The sequence below is a fragment of the Stenotrophomonas maltophilia group sp. Smal17 genome (assembly GCF_030237045.1).
GTDB classification, from domain to species: domain Bacteria; phylum Pseudomonadota; class Gammaproteobacteria; order Xanthomonadales; family Xanthomonadaceae; genus Stenotrophomonas; species Stenotrophomonas forensis.
On sequence record NZ_JASJSU010000032.1, the window covers coordinates 1 to 24,172 of the forward strand.

General features: G+C 67.8%; 27 protein-coding genes. 17 read left to right on the top strand and 10 right to left on the bottom strand.

Annotated elements, in window-relative coordinates; translation table 11 throughout:
• Nucleotides 1-46 precede the first annotated feature (46 nt).
• On the bottom strand, nt 47-304 hold the full coding sequence (locus QRO93_RS10530) for a DUF2789 domain-containing protein (RefSeq protein WP_053451377.1): 258 nt from the start codon (nt 302-304) through the stop codon (nt 47-49).
• A gap of 106 nt (nt 305-410) precedes the next feature.
• Between QRO93_RS10530 and QRO93_RS10535 the strand changes: the two genes are divergently transcribed.
• The 5 genes from QRO93_RS10535 to QRO93_RS10555 are packed head-to-tail and all read left to right on the top strand — an operon-like array spanning nt 411 to nt 3,363.
• Complete coding sequence (locus QRO93_RS10535) at nt 411-998, top strand: biliverdin-producing heme oxygenase (protein WP_008267425.1); 588 nt, start codon at nt 411-413, stop codon at nt 996-998.
• A gap of 31 nt (nt 999-1,029) precedes the next feature.
• Nucleotides 1,030-1,497 carry a YbaN family protein gene (locus QRO93_RS10540; RefSeq protein ID WP_053451376.1) on the top strand — a complete coding sequence of 156 codons (468 nt, stop codon included), beginning with the start codon at nt 1,030-1,032 and terminating at the stop codon, nt 1,495-1,497.
• On the top strand, nt 1,484-2,212 hold the full coding sequence (gene exbB, locus QRO93_RS10545) for a tonB-system energizer ExbB (RefSeq protein ID WP_164087622.1): 729 nt from the start codon (nt 1,484-1,486) through the stop codon (nt 2,210-2,212). The genes QRO93_RS10540 and exbB overlap by 14 nt, the downstream gene beginning before the upstream one ends.
• Nucleotides 2,213-2,221: 9 nt before the next feature.
• A complete protein-coding gene (exbD, locus tag QRO93_RS10550; RefSeq protein WP_180881084.1) occupies nt 2,222-2,647 on the top strand; it encodes a TonB system transport protein ExbD in 426 nt (141 codons plus the stop codon).
• On the top strand, nt 2,644-3,363 hold the full coding sequence (locus QRO93_RS10555; RefSeq protein ID WP_053450716.1) for an energy transducer TonB: 720 nt from the start codon (nt 2,644-2,646) through the stop codon (nt 3,361-3,363). Before exbD ends, QRO93_RS10555 begins: the two co-directional genes overlap by 4 nt.
• 105 nt (nt 3,364-3,468) lie before the next feature.
• Here the strand turns inward: QRO93_RS10555 and QRO93_RS10560 are convergent, their stop codons facing one another.
• Entirely contained in the window at nt 3,469-5,496 is a 2,028-nt protein-coding gene (locus tag QRO93_RS10560) for a sodium-translocating pyrophosphatase (RefSeq protein WP_008266593.1), read from the bottom strand.
• A 277-nt stretch (nt 5,497-5,773) separates the two neighbouring features.
• Between QRO93_RS10560 and QRO93_RS10565 the strand changes: the two genes are divergently transcribed.
• A complete protein-coding gene (locus QRO93_RS10565) occupies nt 5,774-6,277 on the top strand; it encodes a hypothetical protein (RefSeq protein ID WP_180880896.1) in 504 nt (167 codons plus the stop codon).
• A 72-nt stretch (nt 6,278-6,349) separates the two neighbouring features.
• Here the strand turns inward: QRO93_RS10565 and QRO93_RS10570 are convergent, their stop codons facing one another.
• Together QRO93_RS10570 and QRO93_RS10575 are read right to left on the bottom strand one after the other, a co-directional pair.
• On the bottom strand, nt 6,350-6,739 hold the full coding sequence (locus QRO93_RS10570) for a DUF488 domain-containing protein (protein WP_053511055.1): 390 nt from the start codon (nt 6,737-6,739) through the stop codon (nt 6,350-6,352).
• A gap of 117 nt (nt 6,740-6,856) precedes the next feature.
• The gene (locus QRO93_RS10575; RefSeq protein WP_164241794.1) at nt 6,857-8,113 is read right to left on the bottom strand and encodes a 6-phosphofructokinase; all 1,257 of its coding nucleotides are present in this window, start codon (nt 8,111-8,113) and stop codon (nt 6,857-6,859) included.
• A 136-nt stretch (nt 8,114-8,249) separates the two neighbouring features.
• Here QRO93_RS10575 and QRO93_RS10580 point away from each other — a divergent pair, with 136 nt between their 5' ends.
• The 3 genes from QRO93_RS10580 (at nt 8,250) to QRO93_RS10590 (ending at nt 11,081) form a co-directional block, all read left to right on the top strand.
• Nucleotides 8,250-8,813 carry an adenylate kinase gene (locus QRO93_RS10580; RefSeq protein WP_008268721.1) on the top strand — a complete coding sequence of 188 codons (564 nt, stop codon included), beginning with the start codon at nt 8,250-8,252 and terminating at the stop codon, nt 8,811-8,813.
• Between the two features lie 328 nt (nt 8,814-9,141).
• Nucleotides 9,142-10,506, top strand: a complete 1,365-nt coding sequence (gene mpl / locus QRO93_RS10585; RefSeq protein WP_180880894.1) for a UDP-N-acetylmuramate:L-alanyl-gamma-D-glutamyl-meso-diaminopimelate ligase — start codon at nt 9,142-9,144, stop codon at nt 10,504-10,506.
• Nucleotides 10,503-11,081 (top strand): LON peptidase substrate-binding domain-containing protein, encoded by a 579-nt coding sequence (locus QRO93_RS10590; RefSeq protein ID WP_053450711.1) that lies wholly within the window; start codon nt 10,503-10,505, stop codon nt 11,079-11,081. Before mpl ends, QRO93_RS10590 begins: the two co-directional genes overlap by 4 nt.
• Before the next feature lie 128 nt (nt 11,082-11,209).
• On the opposite strand, the gene QRO93_RS10595 is transcribed toward QRO93_RS10590, so the two are convergent.
• Nucleotides 11,210-13,207 carry a bifunctional DedA family/phosphatase PAP2 family protein gene (locus tag QRO93_RS10595; protein WP_053450710.1) on the bottom strand — a complete coding sequence of 666 codons (1,998 nt, stop codon included), beginning with the start codon at nt 13,205-13,207 and terminating at the stop codon, nt 11,210-11,212.
• An 85-nt stretch (nt 13,208-13,292) separates the two neighbouring features.
• Between QRO93_RS10595 and QRO93_RS10600 the strand changes: the two genes are divergently transcribed.
• Both QRO93_RS10600 and QRO93_RS10605 read left to right on the top strand, forming a co-directional pair.
• Nucleotides 13,293-13,955: a serine/threonine-protein kinase gene (locus QRO93_RS10600; protein ID WP_006467385.1), complete on the top strand. Its 663-nt coding sequence runs from the start codon at nt 13,293-13,295 to the stop codon at nt 13,953-13,955.
• Nucleotides 13,952-14,458 carry a DUF2867 domain-containing protein gene (locus tag QRO93_RS10605; RefSeq protein ID WP_053450709.1) on the top strand — a complete coding sequence of 169 codons (507 nt, stop codon included), beginning with the start codon at nt 13,952-13,954 and terminating at the stop codon, nt 14,456-14,458. Before QRO93_RS10600 ends, QRO93_RS10605 begins: the two co-directional genes overlap by 4 nt.
• Nucleotides 14,459-14,569: 111 nt before the next feature.
• Here QRO93_RS10605 and QRO93_RS10610 read toward each other — a convergent pair whose 3' ends face one another.
• Nucleotides 14,570-15,253, bottom strand: a complete 684-nt coding sequence (locus tag QRO93_RS10610) for a hypothetical protein (protein ID WP_053450708.1) — start codon at nt 15,251-15,253, stop codon at nt 14,570-14,572.
• 108 nt (nt 15,254-15,361) lie between these two features.
• On the opposite strand from QRO93_RS10610, the gene QRO93_RS10615 reads away from it, so the two are divergent.
• From QRO93_RS10615 to QRO93_RS10625, 3 genes are all read left to right on the top strand, one after another.
• The gene (locus tag QRO93_RS10615) at nt 15,362-16,180 is read left to right on the top strand and encodes an NAD(P)-dependent oxidoreductase (protein ID WP_053450707.1); all 819 of its coding nucleotides are present in this window, start codon (nt 15,362-15,364) and stop codon (nt 16,178-16,180) included.
• Between the two features lie 93 nt (nt 16,181-16,273).
• Nucleotides 16,274-17,266 (top strand): YiiG family protein, encoded by a 993-nt coding sequence (locus QRO93_RS10620; RefSeq protein WP_180880892.1) that lies wholly within the window; start codon nt 16,274-16,276, stop codon nt 17,264-17,266.
• A gap of 177 nt (nt 17,267-17,443) precedes the next feature.
• A complete protein-coding gene (locus QRO93_RS10625) occupies nt 17,444-18,376 on the top strand; it encodes a YiiG family protein (RefSeq protein ID WP_180880890.1) in 933 nt (310 codons plus the stop codon).
• Nucleotides 18,377-18,446: 70 nt separating this feature from the next.
• Here the strand turns inward: QRO93_RS10625 and QRO93_RS10630 are convergent, their stop codons facing one another.
• A complete protein-coding gene (locus tag QRO93_RS10630; protein WP_049456927.1) occupies nt 18,447-19,319 on the bottom strand; it encodes an ion transporter in 873 nt (290 codons plus the stop codon).
• Between the two features lie 63 nt (nt 19,320-19,382).
• On the opposite strand from QRO93_RS10630, the gene QRO93_RS10635 reads away from it, so the two are divergent.
• The gene (locus QRO93_RS10635) at nt 19,383-20,609 is read left to right on the top strand and encodes an acetylornithine transaminase (protein WP_053511073.1); all 1,227 of its coding nucleotides are present in this window, start codon (nt 19,383-19,385) and stop codon (nt 20,607-20,609) included.
• A 33-nt stretch (nt 20,610-20,642) separates the two neighbouring features.
• On the opposite strand, the gene QRO93_RS10640 is transcribed toward QRO93_RS10635, so the two are convergent.
• Nucleotides 20,643-21,245 carry an HAD-IA family hydrolase gene (locus QRO93_RS10640; RefSeq protein WP_180880888.1) on the bottom strand — a complete coding sequence of 201 codons (603 nt, stop codon included), beginning with the start codon at nt 21,243-21,245 and terminating at the stop codon, nt 20,643-20,645.
• Nucleotides 21,246-21,367: 122 nt separating this feature from the next.
• On the opposite strand from QRO93_RS10640, the gene azu reads away from it, so the two are divergent.
• On the top strand, nt 21,368-21,817 hold the full coding sequence (gene azu, locus QRO93_RS10645) for an azurin (protein ID WP_049456925.1): 450 nt from the start codon (nt 21,368-21,370) through the stop codon (nt 21,815-21,817).
• Nucleotides 21,818-21,923: 106 nt separating this feature from the next.
• Here the strand turns inward: azu and hemL are convergent, their stop codons facing one another.
• Nucleotides 21,924-23,213: a glutamate-1-semialdehyde 2,1-aminomutase gene (hemL, locus tag QRO93_RS10650; protein ID WP_180880886.1), complete on the bottom strand. Its 1,290-nt coding sequence runs from the start codon at nt 23,211-23,213 to the stop codon at nt 21,924-21,926.
• Between the two features lie 16 nt (nt 23,214-23,229).
• The gene (gene thiE, locus QRO93_RS10655; RefSeq protein ID WP_053450699.1) at nt 23,230-23,856 is read right to left on the bottom strand and encodes a thiamine phosphate synthase; all 627 of its coding nucleotides are present in this window, start codon (nt 23,854-23,856) and stop codon (nt 23,230-23,232) included.
• 34 nt (nt 23,857-23,890) lie between these two features.
• Between thiE and QRO93_RS10660 the strand changes: the two genes are divergently transcribed.
• A complete protein-coding gene (locus QRO93_RS10660) occupies nt 23,891-24,115 on the top strand; it encodes a rubredoxin (RefSeq protein WP_006467103.1) in 225 nt (74 codons plus the stop codon).
• Nucleotides 24,116-24,172 lie beyond the last annotated feature (57 nt).

Here is a 24,172-nt window from a genome sequence, read left to right on the forward strand (position 1 = left end):
TGTAACGGGGAGCGCCGGGCCATGCCCGGCGCTCCCCATCGCGTGCTTACAGACCGGTCGCGGCCTTCACCGCGTCTTCGTGCAGCGATTCGTTCAGCTCATCCACCACGGTGCTCCACGCCGCATCGGCCTGCAGCGACTCGGACAGGAACTGGCGCTGGGCGTCGTTCCAGTACGGCGCTTCGACCACCTCCACATCGGCGGCCAGCTGGTGATCGCGGATGAAACGGGCGATGCCCTCGGCGCTGGCATCCAGGCCGAGCTGCAGGAACAGGTTGGTCATGCGCGGTTCGGTGGTGATCATCATCGGTTCCTGCGGGAAGAAGGGATGGTCCATTATCGGTGCACACGGCCTTGGGGAAAGCCCCGCGGCGAACGTCTACAGCACGACGACCCCCTTGGTATCCCCCATGAACGCACACATCGCCCCTGAAGACAGCCGCAGCCTGCGGCTCAAGGCCGCCACCCGCGACAGTCACGGCGCGCTCGACAAGCGCATCATGGCCGGCGACATCTTCGCCGACCGCAGCAACTTCGCCCGCTTCCTGCGCGTGCAGTACCGCTTCCACCGCAGCATCGACGCGCTGTATGCCAATCCTGCGCTGGACGCACTGCTGCCGGACCTCGGCGAGCGCCGTCGCCTGAAGCAGGTGTCACGCGACCTGCAGGACCTGGAACAGACCCTGCCGGGTGCGGACATCGCCGCGCTGCCGGCCGACCTCCCACTGCCGGCGGCGCTGGGCTGGCTGTACGTGGCCGAAGGCTCCAACCTCGGCGGCACCATCCTGTACAAGATGGCGGCCAAGCTGGGACTGGATCGCGACTTCGGCGCCCGTCACCTTGCCGCGCACCCGGATGGCGCCGCCCGCCATTGGCGTGAGTTCACCGCTGCACTGGACGCGGTGCCATTGAGCGCCGAGCAGGAACAACAGGTGATCGATGCCGCCGATGCCGCGTTCCGCAGCGTGCATGGCCACGTTGAAGTGGAATTCGCCTGATGTACGCCTGCCGCCTGCGGGCACCGCGCTGATGCGCTGGCTCTGGTTCGCGCTGGGTTGGGTGATGGTCGGGCTCGGTGTGATCGGCGCGCTGCTGCCGGTGATGCCGACCACCATCTTCCTGATCCTGGCGGTGGGCTGCTTCGCGCGCAGCTCACCGAAGTTCGAGCAGCGCCTGCTGGCGCATCCGCGCTATGGCCCGTCGCTGCGGCTGTGGCGCGAGCAGGGTGCGGTCTCGCGCAAGGGCAAGGCCTTTGCCAGCGCCGGCATGGCGGTGGGCTTCGCGCTGTTCTGCTGGGGGGCGCACCCGTCGTGGCGCCTGCTGCTGGGCGTGGGCCTGTTCTTCGCGGTCAGCGCCGGCTACGTGCTCAGCCGCCCGGCACCGCGGCTGGAGCCCACGCCTTTGGTGGAAGTGGACGATGCCAATGATCCGCGCTCGGCCCGCCGCCGTGCCGCGACCCCTGATGCTGATGGAAACCGAGACGATGCTGCCTGCTGACCTGGCCCCCGTGGCTGCCCCTGCACTGACGCCCTGGGGCATGTACCTGGCCGCCGACGTGGTGGTGAAGAGCGTGATGATCGCGCTTGCGCTGGCATCGCTGGCTACCTGGACCGTGCTGCTGGCCAAGGGCTGGGAGCTGGCCCGGCAGGCCCGCCAGCTGCGTGCGGCGCGCGCGCTGTTGCTGCAGGCGCCAAGCCTGCCGGCCGAAAGCGCGGAGGCCAGCGCGCAGCAGGGGACCGCGCTGGCCATGCTGGAGGCCGCACGCACCGAACTGCGTCTGTCGCAGGATCTGGACAGCCGCGACGGCATCAAGGAACGCGTCGCGTCGCGCCTTGACCGCATCGAGCTGGAGACCGCGCGCCTGCAGCGACGGGGCATCGGCGTGCTCGCCAGCATCGGCGCGGTGGCGCCGTTCGTGGGTCTGTTCGGCACGGTGTGGGGCATCATGAACAGCTTCATCGGCATCGCCCACAGCAACACCACCAACCTGGCGGTGGTCGCGCCGGGCATCGCCGAGGCCTTGCTGGCCACCGCGCTCGGCCTGGTCGCGGCGATTCCCGCGGTGCTGGTCTACAACCATTTCAGCCGCGTGCTGGCCAGCCTGCGCGGCCTGCTCGGTGATCTGTCCGCGGCCGTGCAGCAGCTGGTGTCGCGTGATCTTGACCGCGCCGTACCACGTGCCGCAGCGGCACCGCTGCGTGCCGTGCACTGAGGCGCGGCGATGGCGATCAGGACCGCATCCGACCGCGACGATGCGCCGGAAGAAGCGCACGAGATCAATGTCACGCCCTTCATCGACGTGATGCTGGTGCTGTTGATCATCTTCATGGTGGCCGCGCCGCTGGCCACCGTGTCGGTGCCGGTGCAGCTGCCGGCCAGCAGCGCCGGCGCCACACCGCCGGAACAGGCGCCGGTGTATGTGACCGTGCAGGCCGACCTGTCGCTGCGGGTGGGCGAGCAGCCGGTGGCGCGCAACGCGCTGGCGGCTGCACTGAAGGCGGCCACCCACGATGACAGCGGACAACGCGTCTTCCTGCGTGCCGATACCCGTGTGCCTTATGGCGAACTGATGGCGACCCTGGACGCGCTGCGCGCTGCCGGATATCTGAAGGTGGCACTGGTCGGGCTGGAGCAGGGCGCGCGATGAGCGGACTGCGGCGCTGGGCGACCAGCCTGGCGATCGTGCTGCTGGTGCACGCACTGCTGATCGGCGCGGCCTGCTGGTGGGCGGCGCGCGCGCCGGCGCTGGCCGCCGCCGCCCCGCCTGCGGCGCTGATGCTGGAACTGGCGCCGATCGCCCAGGCACCGCCGGTACCGCCGCGCGAGGTGGCCACTGGGCCGCTGCAGCAGCAACAGCAGCGGCAGGCGCCGACGCCGGCCGTGCGCGAGCAGCCGAAAGCACCCGTGCAGCCACAGGGCGATCTGCCTCCGCCCAAAGCACCGGAACCAACGCCCTCGCCGGAGACCGCCGACGCCAATGTCGCGCAGACCAGCGCACCGCCGCAGGTGGCCGCTGACGCCGCCGCGCGTTATACCGCACCGCAGACCACCGCCGGTGAGCGCAGTCGCGCGGAGGCGACCTGGGAAGGACGCCTGCTTGGGCACCTGCAGAAGCACCGCCGCTATCCGCGCCAGGCCGAGCGCCTGCGCCAGCAGGGCGTGGTCTTTGTGCGTTTCGCGGTCGCCCGCGACGGTGCAGTGTCGGGCCTGAAGCTGGGCCGCAGCAGCGGCTTCGAACTGCTCGACCAGGAGACGCTCGATACCGTGCAGCGCGCCAGCCCGGTACCGGCGCCGCCGGCCGAAGTGGCCGGCGACCCGGTGCAGGTGATGGTGCCGGTGTCGTTCTTCCTGCGCGGGCGCTGACCAGCCGTTGCTTGAGCAAGCGGTCGGAGCCGTAGAGTCGATCTTGCGGTGCGGGCCAAAAGCAGTCGAGCAAGCTCGACTCTACGGGTTTGCGCATGGCGTGGATTACAGCAGCGGCACCAGCAGCAGCGCCACGATGTTGATGATCTTGATCAGCGGATTGATCGCCGGGCCGGCGGTGTCCTTGTAGGGGTCGCCGACGGTATCGCCGGTCACCGCGGCCTTGTGCGCCTCGCTGCCTTTGCCACCGAAGTGTCCGTCCTCGATGTACTTCTTGGCATTGTCCCAGGCGCCGCCGCCGGTGGTCATCGAGATGGCCACGAACAGGCCGGTCACGATCGTGCCGATCAGCAGCCCGCCCAGCGCGCGTGGCCCCAGCAGCAGGCCGACCACCACCGGTACCGCCACCGGCAGCAGCGACGGCACGATCATTTCGCGGATGGCCGAGCGGGTCAGCATGTCCACCGCCCGGTCGTACTGCGGCTTGCCGGTGCCCTGCATGATGCCGGGGATCTCGCGGAACTGGCGCCGCACTTCTTCAACTACCGCGCCGGCAGCCCGGCCGACCGCTTCCATCGCCATCGCGCCGAACAGGTAGGGGATCAGGCCACCGATCAGCAGGCCGATGATCACCGTGTGGTCGCTGAGATCGAAGCGGAATTCCTGTCCTGGATGCGCGGCCTGCAGGTTGTGGGTGTAGTCGGCGAACAGCACCAGTGCGGCCAACGCGGCCGAACCGATGGCGTAGCCCTTGGTCACCGCCTTGGTGGTATTGCCCACTGCATCCAGCGGATCGGTGATGTCGCGGATCTCCGAAGGCAGCTCGGCCATCTCGGCGATGCCACCGGCGTTGTCGGTGATCGGGCCGTAGGCATCCAGGGCCACGATCATGCCGGCCATCGACAGCATCGCGGTGGCAGCGATGGCGATGCCGTACAGGCCGCCCAGCGCGAACGCGCCCCAGATCGCCGCGCACACCGCCACCACCGGTAGCGCGGTGGATTTCATCGAGATGCCGAGGCCGGCGATGATGTTGGTGCCATGGCCGGTGGTCGAGGCCTGTGCCACATGCTGCACCGGCTTGTACTGGGTGCCGGTGTAGTACTCGGTGATCCACACGATCAGGCCGGTCAGTACCAGCCCGATCAGCGCGCAGCCGTACAGCGCCATCGGACCGTGCACGTTGTCACCCATCAGCCCGGTGGTGATCGGGTAGAACGCGATGGCGGCCAGCACGCCGGAGACGATCACGCCCTTGTACAGCGCGCCCATGATCGAGCCGCCCGGCTTCACCTTGACGAACAGCGCACCGATGATCGAGGCGATGATCGACACGCCGCCCAGCACCAGCGGATACAACACCGCGTTGGCGCCCGCCTCGGCCAGCATCAGGCTGCCCAGCAGCATGGTGGCGATGACAGTGACCGCATAGGTCTCGAACAGGTCGGCGGCCATGCCGGCGCAGTCGCCGACGTTGTCGCCAACGTTGTCGGCGATCACCGCCGGGTTGCGCGGGTCGTCCTCGGGAATGCCGGCTTCCACCTTGCCGACCAGATCGGCGCCGACGTCGGCGCCCTTGGTGAAGATGCCGCCGCCCAGGCGCGCGAAGATCGAGATCAGCGAGGAGCCGAAGGCCAGCCCGACCAGGGCGTGCAGCGCCTGTTCCATCGGCAGGCCCATGCGCAGCAGCAGTGCGTAGTAGCCGGCCACGCCCAGCAGGCCCAGCCCGACCACCAGCATGCCGGTGATCGCACCGCCACGGAAGGCGACGTCCATCGCCGCGCTGATGCCGTGGCGTGCGGCCTCGGCGGTGCGCACGTTGGCGCGTACCGACACGTTCATGCCGATGTAGCCCGCCGCGCCGGACAGGACCGCACCCACTGCGAATCCAATGGCGGTGTACCAGCTGAGGAAGATGCCGACCAGCACGAACAGCACCACGCCGGCGATGCCGATCGTCAGGTACTGGCGGTTGAGGTAGGCACGTGCGCCTTCCTGGATCGCGGTGGCGATCGCGATCATGCGTTCATTGCCGGTGGGTTGGCGCAGGATCCAGCGCGCCGAGACGATTCCGAACAGGATCGCGAGAATGGCGCAGCCCAGCGCCAGTGACAGCCCGTGACGTTCCAGCATTAGACCCCTCCGCAAAATGGATGGACAAGCATCCAGTGGCGATGAACGGCACCACGAGGGGGACGACGGGCTGCAGCCTGGAACCAACCCGTACCGACCTTGGAGGTCGTCCGACGTATGGCGGTGTTCAGCATTCCCTGGTGCCCGCAGTATGCGTTCGACGCACCGTAGAGTCGAGCTTGCTCGACTGTCCCCTGGCGCAAAGCGCGATCACGCCCTTTGCACCCCGTTAAGCCATGCTCTGCAAGCCTGCGCACAGTCCCGAAGGAGATCCCCGATGCGCCTGTCCCTGTTGATGCTTGCCGCCCTGGTGCCTGCCGCCCCGGCATTCGCTGCGGAAACCCCGGAGCTGCAGCGTGCGGTGGGTGCCCCGCAGGCGGTGGGCGCAGCGCATACACTGCGCCAGATCCCCGAGGCCTGCGCGCGGTTGGAGGGTGTGTTCACCGGCGATGCGGCAGAGCCGTACCGCTTCTCCGCCGTGCGTACCAGCGAGCAGTGCCAGCCACGCGCGCGCTTTGTCGACTATGCCAAGGCACAGCCGAGTACCGACAAGGGCTGGAAGCTCAACGATGTGATCCGCGTGCCCAGCGCCGCGTGCCCGGCGCAGCAGGCGGTAGTGCGGGTGTGGCGCCTGCCGTCGAGCAACAAGGTCGAGCTGGATGGACAGGGCCAGTCGCGCATCTACCTGGAAGAGGCGAAGAAGCAGGCCGCCGCCGGCAAGATTCCGCAGGTGACGATGTTCGCCGCGCAGCTGCAGATGGAAGGCAAGGCCTGCAACTGAGGCCGTCCGGCGACGCGAATCCACGCAGGGCGTGGCGTGGGGTAGTGCCGGCCGCTGGCCGGCAACCGGGCTTCACGCGGCCAATGTAGCTCCCCGCGCCACCAGCAGCTCACGCAGCGCCGTGCGGTGGCAGTGTGCTTCATCTTCGCAGTAGCACCCTACGCTGATGTCGCTGTGCTGCGACAGCGCGGCCAGCAGGTCCAGCGCGTGGGCGGCATCGGGCGCCTTCATCTCGGCCTTGTAGTGGCGGAAGAACGCATTCCAGTCGGCTGCGCTTTGCGCCGCGTGCGCCTGCTTCACCAGCTCGGCGCTGGGTGACAGGGTCGGAAACCAGACGTCGTACCAGTCCTGGCGGGCGAACTCGCTGCGCGGCACGCCACGCGGCGGTCGCCGCACCGTGCCGATGCGCAGTCCCTCGCCGGGTACGCGTGGCGTACCGAGTCGAACAACGCGCAGTGCCATGGCACACCTCCAAAAAAAGGGGACGGAGGGGATTAAGTCGCAACCGCCCCAACGCTGATGGGGGAGGGATGACGGAGGGGCGGTTACGACTTAATCCCCTCCGTCCCCATTTTCGGCTCAGCCCTCGAAGGGCGGCAGCTTCTGCTTCACCGCCACGTTCTTCAGGGTGACGTACTTCGGCAGGCCGTCGGGGCCGTAGGGCAGTGGTGCTTCGCCCTTGATCAGCGGTGACAGGTAGGCGCGTGCCTTGGCGGTGATGCCGAAGCCGTCGCGGCGGATGAAGCCGGCCGGCATCTTCTTCTCGTGGTTGGCGATCTTCGACAGCGGCGCCGCTTCAATCTTCCAGCGGTACGGCGCGTCGCTGCTGCGCACGATCACCGGCATCACGCCGTTCTGGCCCTTCAGCGCCAACTGCACCGCAGCCTTGCCCACCGCCTGCGCCTGCTCCCAGTCGGTCTTGCTGGCCAGGTGCCGGGCCGAGCGCTGCAGGTAGTCCGGCAGGGCCCAGTGCACCTTCAGGCCCAGCTGGTCCTTGACCCGTCCGGCCAGGTGCGCGGCTACGCCGCCCAGCTGCGAATGCCCGAACGAGTCCTTGCCGCCGCCGGCATCGGCGACGAAGCGGCCATCGGCAGTGGCGATGCCCTCCGAGGCCACCACCACGCAGTAGCCGACGCGCTCGACCACCGCCTTCACCTTGGCCAGGAACAGCGCCTCGTCATAGGCGCGTTCGGGCAGCAGGATGATGTGCGGGGCTTCGTCATCGCCGTTGCCGGCCAGGCCCGCCGCCGCCGCCAGCCAACCGGCGTGGCGACCCATCGCTTCGTAGATGAAGACGCGGGTGGAAGTCTCGGCCATCGCCGCCACGTCCAGCGCGGCCTCGCGCACCGACACCGCGGTGTACTTGGCGGCCGAGCCGAAGCCGGGGCAGGTGTCGGTAACCGCCAGATCGTTGTCGATGGTCTTGGGCACGCCGATGCAGGTCAGGTCGTAGCCCGACGCCTTGGCCAGCTGCGAGACCTTCAGCGCGGTATCGGCCGAGTCGTTGCCGCCGTTGTAGAGGAACCAGCGCACGTCGTGCGCGCGCAGCACCTCCAGCAGGCGGTCGTAACGTGCACGGTCAGCGTCCAGTGATTTCAGCTTGACCCGGCACGAACCGAACGCGCCGCCCGGGGTGTGGGCCAGCGCGCGGATGGCGGCGGCGCTCTCCTTGCTGGTGTCGATCAGCTCTTCGCGCAGGGCGCCGAGGATGCCGTTGCGGGCGGCCAGGACCTTGATGCCCTTGGCCCGGGCCTGCTCGATCACCGCAGCTGCGGTGGCGTTGATGACCGCGGTGACACCACCGGACTGGGCATAGAGGAGAGTACCGTTGCGCATGCTTCTACCTGCTCGGGGGAGGGGACATTGCAGGGACATTACCCGGATGCGGTAAAGTGGCGCTATTGCGGTGCAGCGATACCGGACCGTCCGGGACGCGAACCTTCTTTGTTTTCAACACGTTGGAGTCAGGTCAATGCGATTGGTTCTGTTGGGACCGCCCGGTTCGGGCAAGGGGACACAGGCGACGCGCCTGAAGGAAAAGCTGGGGATCGCCCACATTTCGACCGGTGACATGCTGCGCGCGGAAATCGCCGCCGGCACCGAGCTGGGCAAGCAGGCCAAGACGGTGATGGATGCCGGCAACCTGGTGTCGGACGACATCCTGCTGGGCATGCTGGAATCGCGCCTGACCCAGGCCGATGTCGCCAAGGGCTTCATCCTGGATGGCTACCCGCGCAATGTGGCCCAGGCCAATGCGATGGACGGCCTGCTGGCCAAGATCGGCCAGCCGCTGGACGCGGTGGTGCAGCTGGACGTGGCCACCGAGCTGCTGGTCGAGCGCATCGCCGGTCGTGCCAAGGAGCAGGGCCGTGCCGATGACACGCCGGAAGCGGTGCGCCAGCGCCTGCAGGTCTACAACGACCAGACTGCCCCGGTGGTCGACTTCTACGCCGGCCGTGGCACCCTGGCCCGCGTCGACGGCGTCGGTGAGCTGGACGAGATCGAAGCGCGCATCCTGGCGGCGATCAAGGCTTGATCCGGCGCGGCCGGGACACTGTTCCGGCCCCCGGCACAAAAAACACAGGCCTGGTCCGCGAGGATCAGGCCTGTGTCGTTTGATAGGCGCCAGCAGAGGGCTTGCTCAGGGCCCCGCAGCATGAGCTCCCTTGGGGATGGCCTCTTGGGGAGTAGGACCGGTTCGGGTACTGCGGCTGGCAGTTCGAATTGTGTCCGGGTTCACAGAACATCGCTATCGGGAATTCCCTGACAGATGATTGGAGTTTTCTCACATCCTGTGTAGGACTTGTCTTACCCAAGCGCGGACATTGGCCCTATACAGCCGTCATCGGTCACAATCCTCGGTCATGAGCAGCGTACATATCCTTGCAATCGCCGGCACCTTCATGGGCGGCGTGGCCGCCCTGGCGCGGGAACTGGGCCATCCGGTCAGCGGCAGCGACCAGGCCATCTATCCGCCGATGTCCACCCAGCTGGAACAGCTGGGCATCACCCTGGACCAGGGCTATCGCGCCGACAGCGTGCCGGCCGGCACCGATGAGGTGGTGATCGGCAACGCGTTGTCGCGGGGCAACGCGGCCGTGGAGGCCGTGCTTGACGCTGGCCAGCGCTACATTTCCGGCGCGCAATGGCTGTCCGAACGGGTGCTGCCGGGGCGTGACACCCTGGCCGTGGCCGGTACCCATGGCAAGACCACCACCACCACCATCCTCACCTGGCTGCTGGAAAGCGCCGGGCGTTCGCCGGGCTTCCTGATCGGCGGCGTGGCCGAGGATTTCGGCGTCTCCGCCCGGCTCGGCCAGGGCCGCGAGTTCGTGGTCGAGGCCGACGAGTACGACACCGCATTCTTCGACAAGCGCAGCAAGTTCGTGCACTACCGGCCGCTGGTGGCCATCCTCAACAACCTTGAATACGACCACGCCGACATCTTCCCGGACGTGGCGGCGATCCAGCGCCAGTTCCACCACCTGGTGCGTACGGTGCCGGCGCGTGGCCGCCTGATCGTCAACGGCGAAGACAAGTACCTGGCCGAAGTGCTGGCGATGGGCTGCTGGACCCCGGTCGAGCGCTTCGGATTCGATCCGTCGCTGGAGTGGCATGCCGAGCTGCTGGCTGCCGATGGCAGCGCGTTCCGCGTGCATCATCGGGGCCAGCCGCTGGGTGATGTGCAGTGGTCGCTGCTGGGCCGGCACAATGTGCTCAACGGCCTGGCCGCGCTGGCGGCCGCGCATGCGGTAGGCGTGGCGCCTGCTGATGTGATCCCGGCGCTGGCGCGGTTCCGCAGCGTCAAGCGCCGCATGGAAGTGATCGGCAGCGTTGATGGCATCACCGTCTACGACGACTTCGCCCATCACCCGACGGCGATCGCCACCACGCTGGAAGGCCTGCGTGCCAAGGTCGGCGATGCACGCATCGTGGTCGCGATGGAGCCGCGCAGCAACTCGATGCGGCTGGGTGCACATGCACAGGCGCTGGCGCCGTCGCTGGCACTGGCCGATGAAGTGGTGTTCCTGCACCGCCCGGAACTGGCCTGGGACGCTGCCGCGGTGATCGCCGCGGTACGCGGCCAAGCGCACGCGGTACCCGATACCGATGCCCTGCTGGCACAGCTGCAGTCCCATGCACGCAGTGGTGACCATGTGGTGTTCATGTCCAACGGTGGCTTCGACGGCGCACCGCGCCGCTTCCTCGCCGCCCTGCAGGCCCGATGAGCGCCGACGGTTCGCTGCCGCTGTTCCCGCTGCACAGCACGCTGGTGCCGGGTGCAGCGGTGGGCCTGCGCGTGTTCGAGCGACGCTATCTGGATCTGGTCCGCGACAGCGGCCGCAGTGGCGAGGGCTTTGGCGTCTGCCTGATCCTCGACGGCCAGGAAGTGGGCGCACCGGCGACGCCGGCGGCGTATGGCGTGCAGGTGCGCATCGAAGATTTCGATGTCGGCGCCGATGGCGTGCTGCAGCTGCGCCTGCGTGGCACCCGCCGCTTCCATGTCGAGCGCACGCGGGTCCGTGACAACGGCCTGGTGGTGGCCGACGTGAGTTGGTGCGAAGAAGATCCCGACGACGAACTGCGGCCACAGCATGCGCTGCTGGCCACGGTGCTGGGGCACATCATCGAACAGGCGGGCGAGGCGTATGCGCCGGCGAATCCGGCACTGCTGGATCAGGCGAGCTGGGTCGGTTGGCGCCTGGCCGAACTGCTGCCGCTGAGCGAGCAGCAGCGCCTGCAGCTGCTGCAGATGGACGACCCGCATCAGCGCCTGCAGCAGTTGCTGGGCTGGATGCCGTAACTGGCAAACGCCAACCAAGGTTGGCCACTACCAGAGCGCGGCGTAGCCGGTAGATGCCAACCTTGGTTGGCAGCCTTTACCCGAAGCGCCAACCAAGGTTGGCGACTACCAGAGCAGCACCGCCTCCGTCAGCGCGCGGTGGTCTTCAACCGCAGTACCGGCAACCCGGTCTCGCCGTGCACGTCTTCGCGCTGCGGCAGGCCCTGTACGGCCTCCTTCACCGCGTTCATCGCCGGGTCGACGCCGCGCAGCGGATGCCACATGCCGATCCATTCGAAGTGGCGCTCGTAGCGCAGGGTCTGTGCGCTGCCCAGCCATAGTGGCGTATCGCCGGGCTGCAGCTGGGCCGGGGCCGGCCACAGGCGCAGTACGTAGCGCTCATCCGGCTGCGCACCCTGGCGCACCATCAGCAGCGCTTCCACCCGCGTTTCCAGCGTGGCCGGCAGTACCGGCAGTTGGTCGGCGCCGGTGTTCTTGTCCAGCATCAGCAGGGCTTCCTGCCATCCGGCCTGTTCCTGCCGCTTCCAGCCGCGGGCTTCCAGCTGCGCCTGCAGCGGCGCCAGCGGGCCGGCCACCTGCACGTCCAGCGGCCAGCGCTGGTCATCGTCGAACTCGTTGCGGCGCGCCGGCAGCGTCGACCAGTCGTGCTGCCACCACGCCTGCATGTCCATCGCCTGCGGCGCCGGCAGGGTCGGTTCAAAGCGCTCCAGCTTCACCGGGATGTGGCGCGGCGCGTACCACATCGCCGCCAGGGCGAAGACGCCGTAGAACAGCCACGCCACCGGCTTCACCCAGAACGAGCGGTTGAAGCGCCGACGGTAGGCGATGCCCAGCACCAGCAGCCAGAACGTGCCGAACAGCATGCCGCCGATCACATCGCTCAGCCAGTGCGCGCCCAGGTACAGCCGCGAGAAGCCGATCAGGCTGACCACGATGCCCGACACCAGGTACGGCCAGACGCGGGTGCGGCCGGGCATCTCGCGCGCGATCAGCACCGCGAAGAAGCCGAAGGTGATGGTGGCCATGGTCACCGACACCGACGGGAAGCCGAAGCCGCTGCTGGCATCGACCGGGCGCACCACATCCACGGTGGCGCCGAGCAGCATGGTCAGCGCCAGGCCGAAGGCCAGTGCGGCCAGCCAGTGCGCGGCGGCCATCCAGCGTCGGCGCCAGATCAGGTAGCCCATCGCCGCCGCGGTGGCCGGCAGCAGTACCTGCCAGGCGCCCAGCGACGCCAGCGCGGCCATCGGGTAGTCGGCCAGCGGGTTGCGCAGCGCCAGCATGGCCTGGTGCACCAGCAGGTCGATCGCCAGCGGTTCGCCATGCGCGACCACCACGGTCAGCAGCGCGAACCAGCCCCAGCCCAGCACCAGCAGCATCAGCGCCAGCATCGCCAGCGGCACCGATTCACGGCGTTTCGGGTCGAGCACGCCGACGGTGTAGCGGCCCAGCGTCGGGTGGCGGTTGGACCAGTCCAGCAGGCGCGCCAGCCAGTTGTCCATGCGTGCGGCCGACCAGCGGTAGCCGTACAGCACGATGGCCCAGACCAGGCCGAGGATCACCATCAGCAGGCCGACCACCACCACCAGGCGTCCGGCCACGGCGGCCACCGCGTCATAGGCTTCGCCCAGAACCCAGCCGGGGGCCAGGAACAGCACCGCCCAGGAAATGCTGGCGATGCCGCTGGCCTGCATGTAGCGGCTGGCAGGCATCTTCATCATGCCGGCAATGGCAGGCACGAACGGGCGGATCGCACCGACGTAGCGTGCGATCAGGATGCTCTTGAACGCATTGCGGCGGAACAGATTCTCGCCGCGATCGAGCAGCTGCGGATAGCGGCTGAACGGCCAGATGCCGCGCAGGCGGTCACCCCAGCGACGGCCGATCCAGTAGCTGATGCCATCACCGGCGAACGCGCCCAACGCTGCCGCCGCCACCGCGTACGGCCCGGAGATCTGGCCCAGGCCGATGAACACGCCCACCGCGAACAGCAGCGGCAGGGCCGGCACGATGGCGCCGAGAATGATGACCGCATCGCAGAAGGCGATGAGGAAGATAACGGCACCCGCCAGCACGGGGTGAGCGGCAATCCACGCGAGGGTGGCGTCGATCCATGAAGAGTCCATTGCCCGATTATAGGGGCGTGAAGGTGACTGGTTCCCAGCCGCTTCGTGACCGTTTGCAACCGGCGCCATCGCCTAGAATGGGCCCATGCCGCATACGCCAGACGCTCCACCGCATGCCTTGAAGGCCGACAGCTTCGGTCGCATCCTCCTTGTGAAAGGCCCCGATGGCCCGTTCGTGCGCCGCGATCTGGGCGCCACGCCGCTGTGGCTGCGGCTGCCTGCGTGGTGGCTGGCACGCCGCGAAGCACGCGCGCTGCAGCACATCCATGGCATGCCTGACGTACCGCAGCTGCTGGCCTGGGATGGCCGCCACCTCGACCGCAGCTTCATGGCGGGCGATGCGATGTACCAGCGTCCACCCCGCGGCGACGTGGCCTGGTTCCATTCTGCGCGACGGCTGCTGCAGCACCTGCATCGGCGCGGCGTGGCACACAACGATCTGGCCAAGGAAGCCAACTGGCTGGTCACCGAGGATGGCCGTCCAGCGCTGATCGACTTCCAGCTGGCGGTGATCGGCGATCCGCGTTCGCGCTGGATGCGCCTGCTGGCCCGCGAGGACCTGCGCCACCTGCTCAAGCACAAGCGCATGTACTGCCGCGAGTCGCTCACCCCGGTGGAGAAGCGCGTGCTCAAGCGCACTTCGTGGGTGCGCGAGCTGTGGTTCGCCACCGGCAAGCCGGTCTACCGCTTCGTCACCCGGCGCATCCTGCACTGGGAAGACAACGAGGGGCAGGGGCCGAAGCCGTGAGGGCATCGCAGGTGGTGAGCGCCGCGCCGGCTGCGGGCAACGTGCTGCGCGCGCAGATGGCCGGTGCCCACTTTGTACATGCCTGCCAGGCCAGCACACAGCGTGGGGGTCGAACCGCGTTGCAGGCCTACCGTGACATGGCGGCGAGCATTCCCGGCTGGTTCGACGGGCTGATGGCGCTGCGCAACCGCGGCATGCGCATGCTCGGCATGAAGGACCTGGGTTCGCTGCGCGCAGTGCAGGACATCGAGCAGCCGCGTCCGGGGCAGCGGCTCGGCATCTTCACGCTGCAGGCGCTGGATGCCGACGCCATCGTGCTGGAAGACAACGACCGCCACCTGCGCGTGCAGCTGGCCCTGCAGTGGCAGGGCGATGTGCTGGAAGTGGCGACGGTGGTGCACACCCACAACGCGTTCGGGCGCCTGTACATGCTGCCGGTAGCCCCGGTGCACCGGCTGATCGTGCCGCACCTGCTGCAGAAGCAGGTACGCGCGTATGGGTAGGTCCAGGCAATGCGTGGATGCGCCGAGGCCGTTGTAGAGTCGAGCTCGCTCGACTGAAACGCCAGAATCAGTCGAGCAAGCTCGACTCCACGAAGGTGAGTGCCGGTGACCTTACGGCGCCGCCGGCACCACCTGCTGGCCAATGAAGTTGCGCTTGGCGTCGAAGTCGTAGGCGATCTGCAGCTGGCCCACATCCGGGCAGGCGTGGCAGTCGCGCAGCGGTGTGCGGTACAGCAGGCGGATGCCGCCATTCTCCAGCGGCGTCGCTCCCGCCGACTGCGCGGGTGCGAACGGCGTCGCCTGCGGGTTGGCCTTCAGCAGTTCCTGCACCGTCGGGTCCGCGCGCAGGGTGTCGTCCAGCTGCACGGCATCCACATCGATGCGCTTGCCACTGGCGTCGACCAGGCGGGTGCCTTCGTTGGTGTTGGCGCGGAACGGGTACTCCACCGTGGCCACGCCCAGCCCGTCACTCTCGTGCCAGGCGGTCACGTAGGCCAGTTCGCCGCCGGTGGACAACTGTTCGGCGGCGGTGATCGCATCGGCGCTGGCGCCACCGGCGTGCATCGCATCGCGCAGGCAGTCACGCGTGGCCGCATTCTCGCCCTGGCGGCAGGCGTTGAGGTCGCCATCCCAGACCACCGCCTCACTCCAGCGCATCCTGCCATCCGCAGCGGCCTTGGCCGCGCTGGGCGCGTCACCGGCGGACGGCTCCTCGCCGGGTTCCGGCGAACGGCCCTGGCAGGCGGTCAGCAGGGCGAGCCCCAAGGCAGGCAGCAGCAGGCGGGAACGGCGCATGGCGTGGACCTCGTGCGTTGTCTGGAGGCCCGAGTATCGTCAAGGCCGGGTGAACTCCGCGTCGGCGCGGCATACTAGCGGCTCATTGCATACGCTGGAGTGTGGAACGTGGGCAGTCTGCAGGGCAAAACGCTTTTCATCACCGGTGGCTCGCGCGGCATCGGCCTGGCCATCGCGTTGCGCGCCGCGCGTGACGGCGCCAACGTGGCGATCGCCGCCAAGTCGTCGGTGCCGAATCCGAAGTTGCCGGGCACCATCCACAGCGCGGCCGAGGCGGTTACGGCGGCCGGTGGCCAGGGCCTGGCCCTGAAGTGCGACATCCGCGAGGAAGAGCAGGTGCAGGCGGCCGTCGCCGCCACCGTCGACACCTTCGGTGGCATCGACATCCTGGTCAACAACGCCAGCGCGATCTGGCTGCGCGGCACGCTGGATACGCCGATGAAGCGCTTCGACCTGATGCAGCAGGTCAATTCGCGCGGCAGCTTCCTGTGCGCGCAGGCCTGCCTGCCTTACCTGCTGCAGGCGCCCAACCCGCATATCCTGACCCTGGCACCGCCGCCCAGCCTGGAGCCGAAATGGTGGGGCCCGCACACCGGCTATACGCTGGCGAAGATGGGCATGAGCTTTGTCACCCTCGGCCTGGCCGCGGAGTTCGGCCCGCAGGGCGTGGCGGTCAATGCGCTGTGGCCGCGCACGGTGATTGCCACCGATGCGATCAACATGATTCCGGGCGTGGATGCCGCCGGCTGCCGCACGCCGCAGATCATGGCCGACGCCGCGCATGCCGTGCTGGTGCGCGAAGCGGCGGGTTTCCACGGCCGGTTCCTGATCGATGATGAGGTGCTGGCGCAGGCCGGTGTCACCGATCTGTCGGGCTATGCAGTGGATGCGTCGCGGCCGTTGCTGCCGGACCTGTTCCTGGATTGAGCTTGACCCGCTGGACGAGGCCGAGGGCTGCGACCCTCGGCCTGCTGCGCTAGAATGCGCAGCTGGAATCGTTTTCAACAAGGAAGTGAACGCATGTCACGCACTCTTTCCCTCGCGGCGCTGGCCGCGTCGCTGTCATTGATCCTGGGCGCCTGCGGTGGCAAGGCGCCGGCAACCGCGGGTGACGCTGGTCCTTCCGGCAAGCCGGACGCCAGTACCGCAAGCTCCGACGCACAGCAGCAGTTGACCGCAAAACTCAACGCCTACATCGGCTGCTTCAACGCGCTTGATTCGAAAACACACGGCAGCATCGAGTCCTACACGCGCTGGATCAAGGACGTCGACGCCGGCCCGAGCGGGCGCGAGACGCAGGTGTACGGGCCGTTCGAGATCAGCGACTACGACATGAAGCAGTGCGACGCGCCGGTGACCGAAGCGATCGCTGCCAAGCCGGCCCTGGCCGATCTTGATGCCGCTGCCGGCCAGTTTCAGCAGGCGCTGAAGGCACTGGTGCCGCTCAGCAAGAACGCACACGACTACTACGATCGCCAGGACTACGAAGACGACCAGTTTGCCAAGGGCAAGCAGATGCATGCGCCTTTGATGGCCGCCTTCAAGGACTTCGTGGTTGCCAGCGAAACGTTCAACACCGCGCTGGAGCGCCACAACGACGCTGCCCAGCGCGAGCAGCTCAAAGCACTGGAACAGGCCGAGGGGCGCACGCGCGAGTACTACCGCCTGGCGATGATGCTGGAGGCGAAAGCGATCGTGGAGCTGATGACCGATGACGGCTTTGATCAGGCCGCAGCCCGCGAACACCTGGATGCCTTCAACCGCATTTCCGATGAAGCGCACGCCAAGGTTGCCGACCAGCAGCCGGGCAAGACGGACTGGGAAGGCTTCGAGCGTGGAGCCGAGAATTTCCGGCGCGAAGGCAAGGAGCGGCTGCAGCGTGTCAGCGAGAACAAGCCCTACACCGATTTCGAGCGGCGCATGCTTGATTCGCCCTCGATGGCGCCGCGCGGCTCTGCCAGCAAGCTGATGCAGGAATACAACACGCTCGTTTTCCAGAGCAATCGCCAGTAACCGAGGCGTTCATCGCGCCATTTTGTCGTAATCGAACAGGTCGATTGCGACGTGACCCATGGCGGGGCGCCGAAGGGCGGCGTCTTCCGGCGCTGCCGGGACGGGTGTGGGCGCGATGAACCACGATGACTGCAGTTTTTACTTGTGCAAGGAACTGATTTGAACGCATCCACACGCATGCTTCCGTTGCTTCTGCTTGGCTCGCTGGCAGGCCTGGCCGGCTGCAACAAGCCGGCGGGGTTGGCCGTGGCCGACCCCGGGCTGGTAAAGGTCAATGCCTACATCGAGTGCTACAACGGCGTCGAACAGCCCGTTCACGAAGGTTTCCAGGCCTACACCGGCTGGATGAAGGATCCCGAGGCCGGCCCGACCGGCAAGGAAGCGCAACCGCGCTCGCCCGGCAAGGTGCTGTCGCACCGGGTCGAGTATTGCGGCCAGTCGATGACCGACGCACTGGCGAAGACCCCGGCACTGCCGATGGATGGCCCCGCGCGCGACTATCAGCAGGCGTTCCAGGCCCTGAATGCCCTGACCGAGCGCGCCGATGGCTACTTCACCCGTGAAGACTACCGTCGTGATGGGGGCGAAGGCATGCGTGCACAGCATGCGCCGCTGATGCAGGCCTATGCCGCCTTCTTCAAGGCCAGCGAAGCGATGGATGTGGCGCTGGAGAAGAACGAGAACGAGCGCCGCGCCGCGGAGCTGAAGCGGATCGAGGAAAGCGAGGGTCGCTCGCTGGCCTACTACCACCTGCGCATTCTCGGCGACGGCAAGCAGCTGGCCATGGCGTTCCAGGGCGACGCGCCGGACCTGGCGGTAGTGCGCAAGCAGCTGGCCGACTATCAGGCGCTGGTGACCGAAGTGCAGAACGGCGGTGTCGGCAAGGATGACCCGATGTGGGGCCATGTGCAGCGCTCGGCTGACAAGCTGGTGCGTACCGCAGGCCGCGGCGTCGAGCGCCTGGAGCAGGGAAAACCGATCAGCGCCGAAGCGCTGGCGGCCGAGCGCAAGGCCTCGGGCAGCTGGCTCACCACCGATCCTGAAGGCGCGCAGTCGACGATCCTGGACGCGTACAACGACCTGGTGACCACCAGCAATCGCCTGCGTTGAACGGCGTCGCGCGGCCACGCACCGCGTGGATCCGCCAAGGGCAGCGCCGGGTCATGCCCGGCGCGCGCCCTCAATGGCTGAACGCATCCGGCAGTTCACCACCGCACCTGCGGCAGTGGCGGGCGTCCGGCTCGTGGCCTTCCAGCCCGCAGTGCGGGCAGCCGCGGGCATCGCGGCGTGCGGCCAGCTCGGCTTCGCGCATGGTGCTGGCCAGTTCGGCGGTGTAGATGCCGGTGGGCACGGCGATGATGCTGTAGCCGATCAGGATCAGCACCGAGGTGACGAAGCGGCCGAGTACGGTCTGCGGCACGATGTCGCCGAAACCGACCGTGGCCATGGTCACCACCGCCCAGTACATGCTGGCCGGAATGTTGCTGAAGCCATGTTCCGGCCCTTCGATCACGTACATCAGCGCGCCAGCGATGATGGTGATGGTGATCACCGTGAACAGGAACACCAGCACCTTGCGCCGGCTGCGCCACAGCGACGTCATCAGCACGCCGCTTTCCTCGATGTAACGGGTCAGCTTGAGGATGCGGAACACGCGCAGGATGCGCAGCGCGCGCACCACCAGCAGGCTCTGCGCGCCGGGAATGAACATCGACAGGTAGGCCGGCAGGATCGACAGCAGGTCGATGATGCCCCAGATGCTCACGGCGTAACGCAGTGGGCGCTTGACCACCGCCAGCCGCAGCAGGTACTCGGCGGTGAAGATGATGGTGAAGCCCCATTCCAGGATGTACAGGCCGGTGGACCACTCGGCATGCAGGTGCTGCACGCTGTCGATCATCACCACCAGGATGCTGGCGATGATCGCCACCACCAGGATCAGGTCGAAATTGCGCGAAGGCCGCGAGTCGTGGCGGTAGATGATGTCGAACCACCGACGGCGCCAGCCGGTCTCGGTGGCGGGGTTCAGCTGGGGGGCGGAAAACGGTCGCATGGGCGCATTGTGCCGCAGGGGTTCCGGCGCGAGAATGGGGATTCCTGAACCCTGCCGACTGCCATGACCGCCGCGACCGATCCGCTGATCTCCCTTTCGCACTACTACCTGCCGGTCTACAAGCCCCGCCAGGTGGTACTGGAGCGAGGCCAGGGCGCCCGCGTGTGGGACAGCCAGGGCCGTGAGTTCATCGACCTGGCCGCCGGCATCGCCGTGTGTGGCCTGGGCCACAACGACCCGGACCTGGTGGCCGCGCTGGTCGAGCAGGCCGGCAAGCTCTGGCACACCAGCAACGTGTTCTACAGCGCGCCGCCGCTGCACCTGGCCGAAGAGCTGGTGAAGGCCAGCCGTTTCGCCGAGCGCGTGTTCCTGTGCAATTCCGGCGCCGAAGCCAACGAAGTGGCGATCAAGATGGTCCGCAAGTGGGCCTCCAGCCAGGGCCGCCCGGCCGACAAGCGGGTGATCATCACCTTCCGTGGCAGCTTCCACGGCCGCACCCTGGGCGCGGTGACCGCCACTGCCCAGCCGAAGTACCAGGAAGGCTACGAGCCGTTGCCCGGGGGCTTCCGCTACATCGATTTCAACGATGAAGTGCAGCTGGAAACCGCAATGGCCGCCGGCGACGTGGCAGCGGTGATGCTGGAGCCGATCCAGGGCGAGGGCGGCGTGATGCCGGCCAGGTCCGGTTTCCTCAAGCGCGTGCGCGAACTGTGCGACCAGCACAACGCACTGCTGGTGCTGGACGAGATCCAGGCCGGCATGGGCCGCACCGGCACGTTGTTCGCGCACTGGCAGGACGATGTGGTGCCGGACATGGTCACCCTGGCCAAGGCACTGGGCGGTGGTTTCCCGATCGGCGCGATGCTGGCCGGCCCGAAGGTGGCCGAGACCATGCAGTTCGGCGCGCACGGCACCACCTTCGGTGGCAACCCGCTGGCCGCGGCGGTCGCCCGCGTGGCCCTGCGCAAGCTGGCTTCGGCGGAGATCGCCGCCAACGTCAGCCGCCAGTCGAAGGCGCTGCGCGATGGCTTCGCCCGTATCAACGACGAGTTTGGCGTGTTCAGCGAGGTGCGTGGCCGTGGCCTGATGCTGGGCGCGGTGCTGAGCAAGGACTTCGCCGGCCAGGCCGGTGCCATCCTCGACCATGCCGCCGAGCAGGGCCTGCTGACCCTGCAGGCCGGTCCGGACGTGCTGCGCTTCGTGCCGTCGCTGAACATCACCGACGAAGAAGTGGCCGAAGGCCTGAAGCGCCTGCGCGCGGCGATTGCCGCGTTCATCGCCACGCGCTGATCCTCGGCTGTAGAGCCGGGCCGATGCTCGGCTCTACAGGATTGCGTAGCGCTTCAACACCTTCCCCAACCCGCGGCCGTCGCGCACCGTTTCGGCGTGCAGGCCGGCGGCGCGTGCGCCGCGCACATTGGCAAACAGGTCATCGACGAACAACGTTCGAGCAGGCGCCACGCCCAGCGCTTCCAGCGTGCGCAGAAACACCGCAGGCGTTGGCTTGCGCAGGCCGAAATCGGCACTGCAGAACACGCGGCCCTGCAGCGCCGGAAACAGGTCCGGCAGCAAGGCGGGCAATGCCTGCACCATCAGCGCCCCATTGTTGGTCAGCACCGCCATCGGCAACTGCAGCGTTTCCAGGCGATGCAGCACGGCGAACTGAGGATGGCTGGCGGCCTGCCGTGCAGCTACCCAGGCGGCCACATCGACCGTCCTGCCCAGAAGCCCGCCCAGCTGCGCCAGATAGGTTGGGCCATCCAGTGCGCCACGGTCATGCGCGGCGTCCAGCCCGCTGTCGTACAGCGCGGCCTGCACGGCCTGCGGGGAAACGTCCAGCGCTTGCGCCAGGTGCAGCACGCGCTGCGCGCGCTGGTACTGCACCAGCACACCATCCACATCCAGCAGCAACAGATCGATCCGCATCGGCCGAGCATGCCATCGCCCTGGATGCGTGCAAACCCTGGAGCGTGCATGCGACAGACGGTCGCAGACGGGAGCGCATGGGCCTGCCTAGAATGACGCTTGAATCCGCAGGAGATGCAGCGATGAAGGCTTGGACGGTGGCAGTGGGACTGGGTGCGCTGATGCTTGCGCCATCAGCGATGGCGCGGGTCTGTGCGGTGAGCATCGACAGCACCGACCAGATGAGTTTCAGCAGCCGCGAGATCAAGGTTGCCGCCGACTGCAGTGCCGTGGACCTGACCCTGCGCCACACCGGCAAGCTGGCCGCTACCGCGATGGGCCACAACTGGGTGCTGACCCGCACCGCCGACTACCAGCCGGTGGCGATGGCGGGCATGCGCATGACCCTGGCCGACAGCTACCTGCCGAAGGCCGACAAGCGCGTTCTGGCCCACACCAAGGTCATTGGAGGTGGCGAGACCACGCGCGTGCGCTTCTCCACCCAGGGCCTGCAGAAGGGCGGCGACTACACCTTCTTCTGCTCGTTCCCCGGCCACTTCGCGATGATGAAGGGCAAGCTCGTCTTCGGTTGATGCCGTCTGTAGAGTCGAGCCATGCTCGACTGCTCTGTGCCAACCAAGGTTGGCACCTACCAGATGCGGCAGTGCCAACCAAGGTTGGCACCTACCGGGGCAGCACTCAGCCCTTGGCGGCCTTGAATGCCACGCGTGCAGCGGCCAGCGTCGCCTCGATCACGGCATCGTCGTGGGCGCTGGACAGGAAACCGGCCTCGTAGGCGGACGGTGCCAGGAACACGCCCTGTTCCAGCATCGCGTGGAAGAAGCGGTTGAACGCCGGGATGTCGCAGGCGGTAGCCTGCGCATAGGTCTCCACCTTTTCGCTGGTGAAGAACAGCCCGAACATCGCGCCCACGCGGGTGGTGGTCACCTTCACGCCAGCGTCAGCGGCTGCCGCTTCAAGGCCCGCGCACAGGCGTGCCGTGCGCTCGGCGAGGTCGGCATGGAAGCCCGGCTGCTGGACAAGTTCCAGCATCGCCAGGCCGGCGGCCATTGCCACCGGGTTGCCGCTCAGCGTGCCAGCCTGGTAGATCGGGCCGGCCGGGGCGATCTGCTGCATCAGCTCGCGGCGACCGCCATAGGCGCCCACCGGCATGCCGCCGCCGATGATCTTGCCGAAGGTGGTCAGGTCCGGGGTGATGCCGTAGTGCGCCTGCGCACCGCCAAGGGCAACGCGGAAGCCGGTCATCACCTCGTCGAAGATCAGCAGCGCGCCATGCTTCGTGCACAGTTCGCGCAGGTGCTGCAGGTAGCCCTCGCGCGGGGGAATGCAGTTGGCGTTGCCGACCACCGGTTCGATGATCAGGCCGGCGATGTCGTCACCCTGCTGTTCGAACAGTGCGGTGGCGGCTTCGAAGTCGTTGTAGGGCAGGGTCAGGGTCAGCTCGCTCAGCCCGGCCGGAACACCCGGTGAGGTCGGCACGCCCAGGGTCAGCATGCCGCTGCCGGCCTTGACCAGGAACGAGTCGCCGTGGCCGTGGTAGCAGCCTTCGAACTTGACGATGCGGTTGCGGCCGGTGGCGCCGCGCGCCAGGCGGATCGCCGACAGCGTGGCTTCGGTGCCGGAGTTGACCATGCGCACCATCTCGCACGACGGCACCAGGCGGGTGATGGTCTCGGCCATGGTCACTTCGGCCGCGCACGGTGCGCCGAACGAGAGGCCGTTGTCGATGGCCTTCTTCACCGCCTGGCGCACCGCCGGGTGGTTGTGGCCGACGATCATCGGGCCCCAGGAACCGACGTAGTCGATGTAGCGGTTGCCGTCGACGTCGTACAGGTAGGCGCCGTCGGCGCGCTCGACGAAGAACGGCTCGCCGCCGACCGACTTGAACGCGCGCACCGGCGAATTGACGCCGCCCGGCAGCAGCTGCTGGGCGCGGGAGAACAGGGCGTGGGACTGGTCGTGGTTCATGGGGCTTTCCTGGGTGTTACGCGAACTGGGCGAGGAGGGCGTGCTGGGTTGCGACCGGGTCTTCGGCGGCGAACACGCTGCTGACCACGGCGACCAGGTCGGCGCCGGCGTCGATGATGGGACCGACATTGTCCGGGGTCAGCCCGCCGATCGCCACCCGCGGCACGCCCAGTGCGGCGCTTTGCCGCAGCAGGTCGGGGTGGGCGCGGCTGCTGGTGATCTTGGTGGTGGTGGGGAAGAAGGCGCCAAAGGCCACATAGCTGGCGCCGGCGGCCACGGCCTTTTCTGCATTGGCCAGCTGGTCGTAGCAGGACGCGCCGATGATGGCCTCGGCCCCCAGCAGCGCACGCGCGCTGGGGATGTCGCCGTCGGTGCCGCCCAGATGCACGCCGGCCGCGCCGACCGCCTTGGCCAGCAGCGGGTCGTCATTGATGATCAGCGGTACGCCATGGGCAGCGCACAGGCCCTGCAGGGCAGTGGCCTGCTCCTGCCGCAGGGCGTCACTGGCGGTCTTGTTGCGGTACTGCAGCCAGGTGGCGCCGGCGGCCAGCAGCGGCGCGGTGCGTACCAGCAGGCGTGCGGTATCGGGTTCATCCGGGGTGATCAGGTAGACGCCGCGGGGCGCCGGGGAAGCTGAAGTCATCGATGGCTACCGGTGAGTGGACCGCAATGGGACAATGGCGGCCCGTGAATCCAGCCCTGATTATCCGATGAGCGATGCCACCCCCACCACCTTGCGTACCTGGATGTGCGTGGTCTGCGGCTTCCTGTACAGCGAAGCGGACGGCTTGCCGGAGGAGGGCATCGCGCCGGGCACGCGCTGGGAGGACATTCCCGAGACCTGGACATGCCCGGACTGCGGGGTGACCAAGGCCGATTTCGAGATGGTCGAGGTCGATTGACCGGACCTTGCAGTGGGTGTGGACCGTTGGGGTGGGTGCGGACCGTTGGTCCGCACA

What these genes read in the sequence shown, in the direction of transcription:
- QRO93_RS10530 (WP_053451377.1), bottom strand. Translation starts at nt 304, where the DNA reads ATGATCACCACCGAACCGCGCATGACCAACCTGTTCCTGCAGCTCGGC.
- QRO93_RS10535 (WP_008267425.1), top strand. Translation starts at nt 411, where the DNA reads ATGAACGCACACATCGCCCCTGAAGACAGCCGCAGCCTGCGGCTCAAG.
- QRO93_RS10540 (WP_053451376.1), top strand. Translation starts at nt 1,030, where the DNA reads ATGCGCTGGCTCTGGTTCGCGCTGGGTTGGGTGATGGTCGGGCTCGGT.
- exbB (WP_164087622.1), top strand. Translation starts at nt 1,484, where the DNA reads ATGCTGCCTGCTGACCTGGCCCCCGTGGCTGCCCCTGCACTGACGCCC.
- exbD (WP_180881084.1), top strand. Translation starts at nt 2,222, where the DNA reads ATGGCGATCAGGACCGCATCCGACCGCGACGATGCGCCGGAAGAAGCG.
- QRO93_RS10555 (WP_053450716.1), top strand. Translation starts at nt 2,644, where the DNA reads ATGAGCGGACTGCGGCGCTGGGCGACCAGCCTGGCGATCGTGCTGCTG.
- QRO93_RS10560 (WP_008266593.1), bottom strand. Translation starts at nt 5,496, where the DNA reads ATGCTGGAACGTCACGGGCTGTCACTGGCGCTGGGCTGCGCCATTCTC.
- QRO93_RS10565 (WP_180880896.1), top strand. Translation starts at nt 5,774, where the DNA reads ATGCGCCTGTCCCTGTTGATGCTTGCCGCCCTGGTGCCTGCCGCCCCG.
- QRO93_RS10570 (WP_053511055.1), bottom strand. Translation starts at nt 6,739, where the DNA reads ATGGCACTGCGCGTTGTTCGACTCGGTACGCCACGCGTACCCGGCGAG.
- QRO93_RS10575 (WP_164241794.1), bottom strand. Translation starts at nt 8,113, where the DNA reads ATGCGCAACGGTACTCTCCTCTATGCCCAGTCCGGTGGTGTCACCGCG.
- QRO93_RS10580 (WP_008268721.1), top strand. Translation starts at nt 8,250, where the DNA reads ATGCGATTGGTTCTGTTGGGACCGCCCGGTTCGGGCAAGGGGACACAG.
- mpl (WP_180880894.1), top strand. Translation starts at nt 9,142, where the DNA reads ATGAGCAGCGTACATATCCTTGCAATCGCCGGCACCTTCATGGGCGGC.
- QRO93_RS10590 (WP_053450711.1), top strand. Translation starts at nt 10,503, where the DNA reads ATGAGCGCCGACGGTTCGCTGCCGCTGTTCCCGCTGCACAGCACGCTG.
- QRO93_RS10595 (WP_053450710.1), bottom strand. Translation starts at nt 13,207, where the DNA reads ATGGACTCTTCATGGATCGACGCCACCCTCGCGTGGATTGCCGCTCAC.
- QRO93_RS10600 (WP_006467385.1), top strand. Translation starts at nt 13,293, where the DNA reads ATGCCGCATACGCCAGACGCTCCACCGCATGCCTTGAAGGCCGACAGC.
- QRO93_RS10610 (WP_053450708.1), bottom strand. Translation starts at nt 15,253, where the DNA reads ATGCGCCGTTCCCGCCTGCTGCTGCCTGCCTTGGGGCTCGCCCTGCTG.
- QRO93_RS10620 (WP_180880892.1), top strand. Translation starts at nt 16,274, where the DNA reads ATGTCACGCACTCTTTCCCTCGCGGCGCTGGCCGCGTCGCTGTCATTG.
- QRO93_RS10625 (WP_180880890.1), top strand. Translation starts at nt 17,444, where the DNA reads ATGCTTCCGTTGCTTCTGCTTGGCTCGCTGGCAGGCCTGGCCGGCTGC.
- QRO93_RS10630 (WP_049456927.1), bottom strand. Translation starts at nt 19,319, where the DNA reads ATGCGACCGTTTTCCGCCCCCCAGCTGAACCCCGCCACCGAGACCGGC.
- QRO93_RS10635 (WP_053511073.1), top strand. Translation starts at nt 19,383, where the DNA reads ATGACCGCCGCGACCGATCCGCTGATCTCCCTTTCGCACTACTACCTG.
- QRO93_RS10640 (WP_180880888.1), bottom strand. Translation starts at nt 21,245, where the DNA reads ATGCGGATCGATCTGTTGCTGCTGGATGTGGATGGTGTGCTGGTGCAG.
- azu (WP_049456925.1), top strand. Translation starts at nt 21,368, where the DNA reads ATGAAGGCTTGGACGGTGGCAGTGGGACTGGGTGCGCTGATGCTTGCG.
- hemL (WP_180880886.1), bottom strand. Translation starts at nt 23,213, where the DNA reads ATGAACCACGACCAGTCCCACGCCCTGTTCTCCCGCGCCCAGCAGCTG.
- thiE (WP_053450699.1), bottom strand. Translation starts at nt 23,856, where the DNA reads ATGACTTCAGCTTCCCCGGCGCCCCGCGGCGTCTACCTGATCACCCCG.
- QRO93_RS10660 (WP_006467103.1), top strand. Translation starts at nt 23,891, where the DNA reads ATGGCGGCCCGTGAATCCAGCCCTGATTATCCGATGAGCGATGCCACC.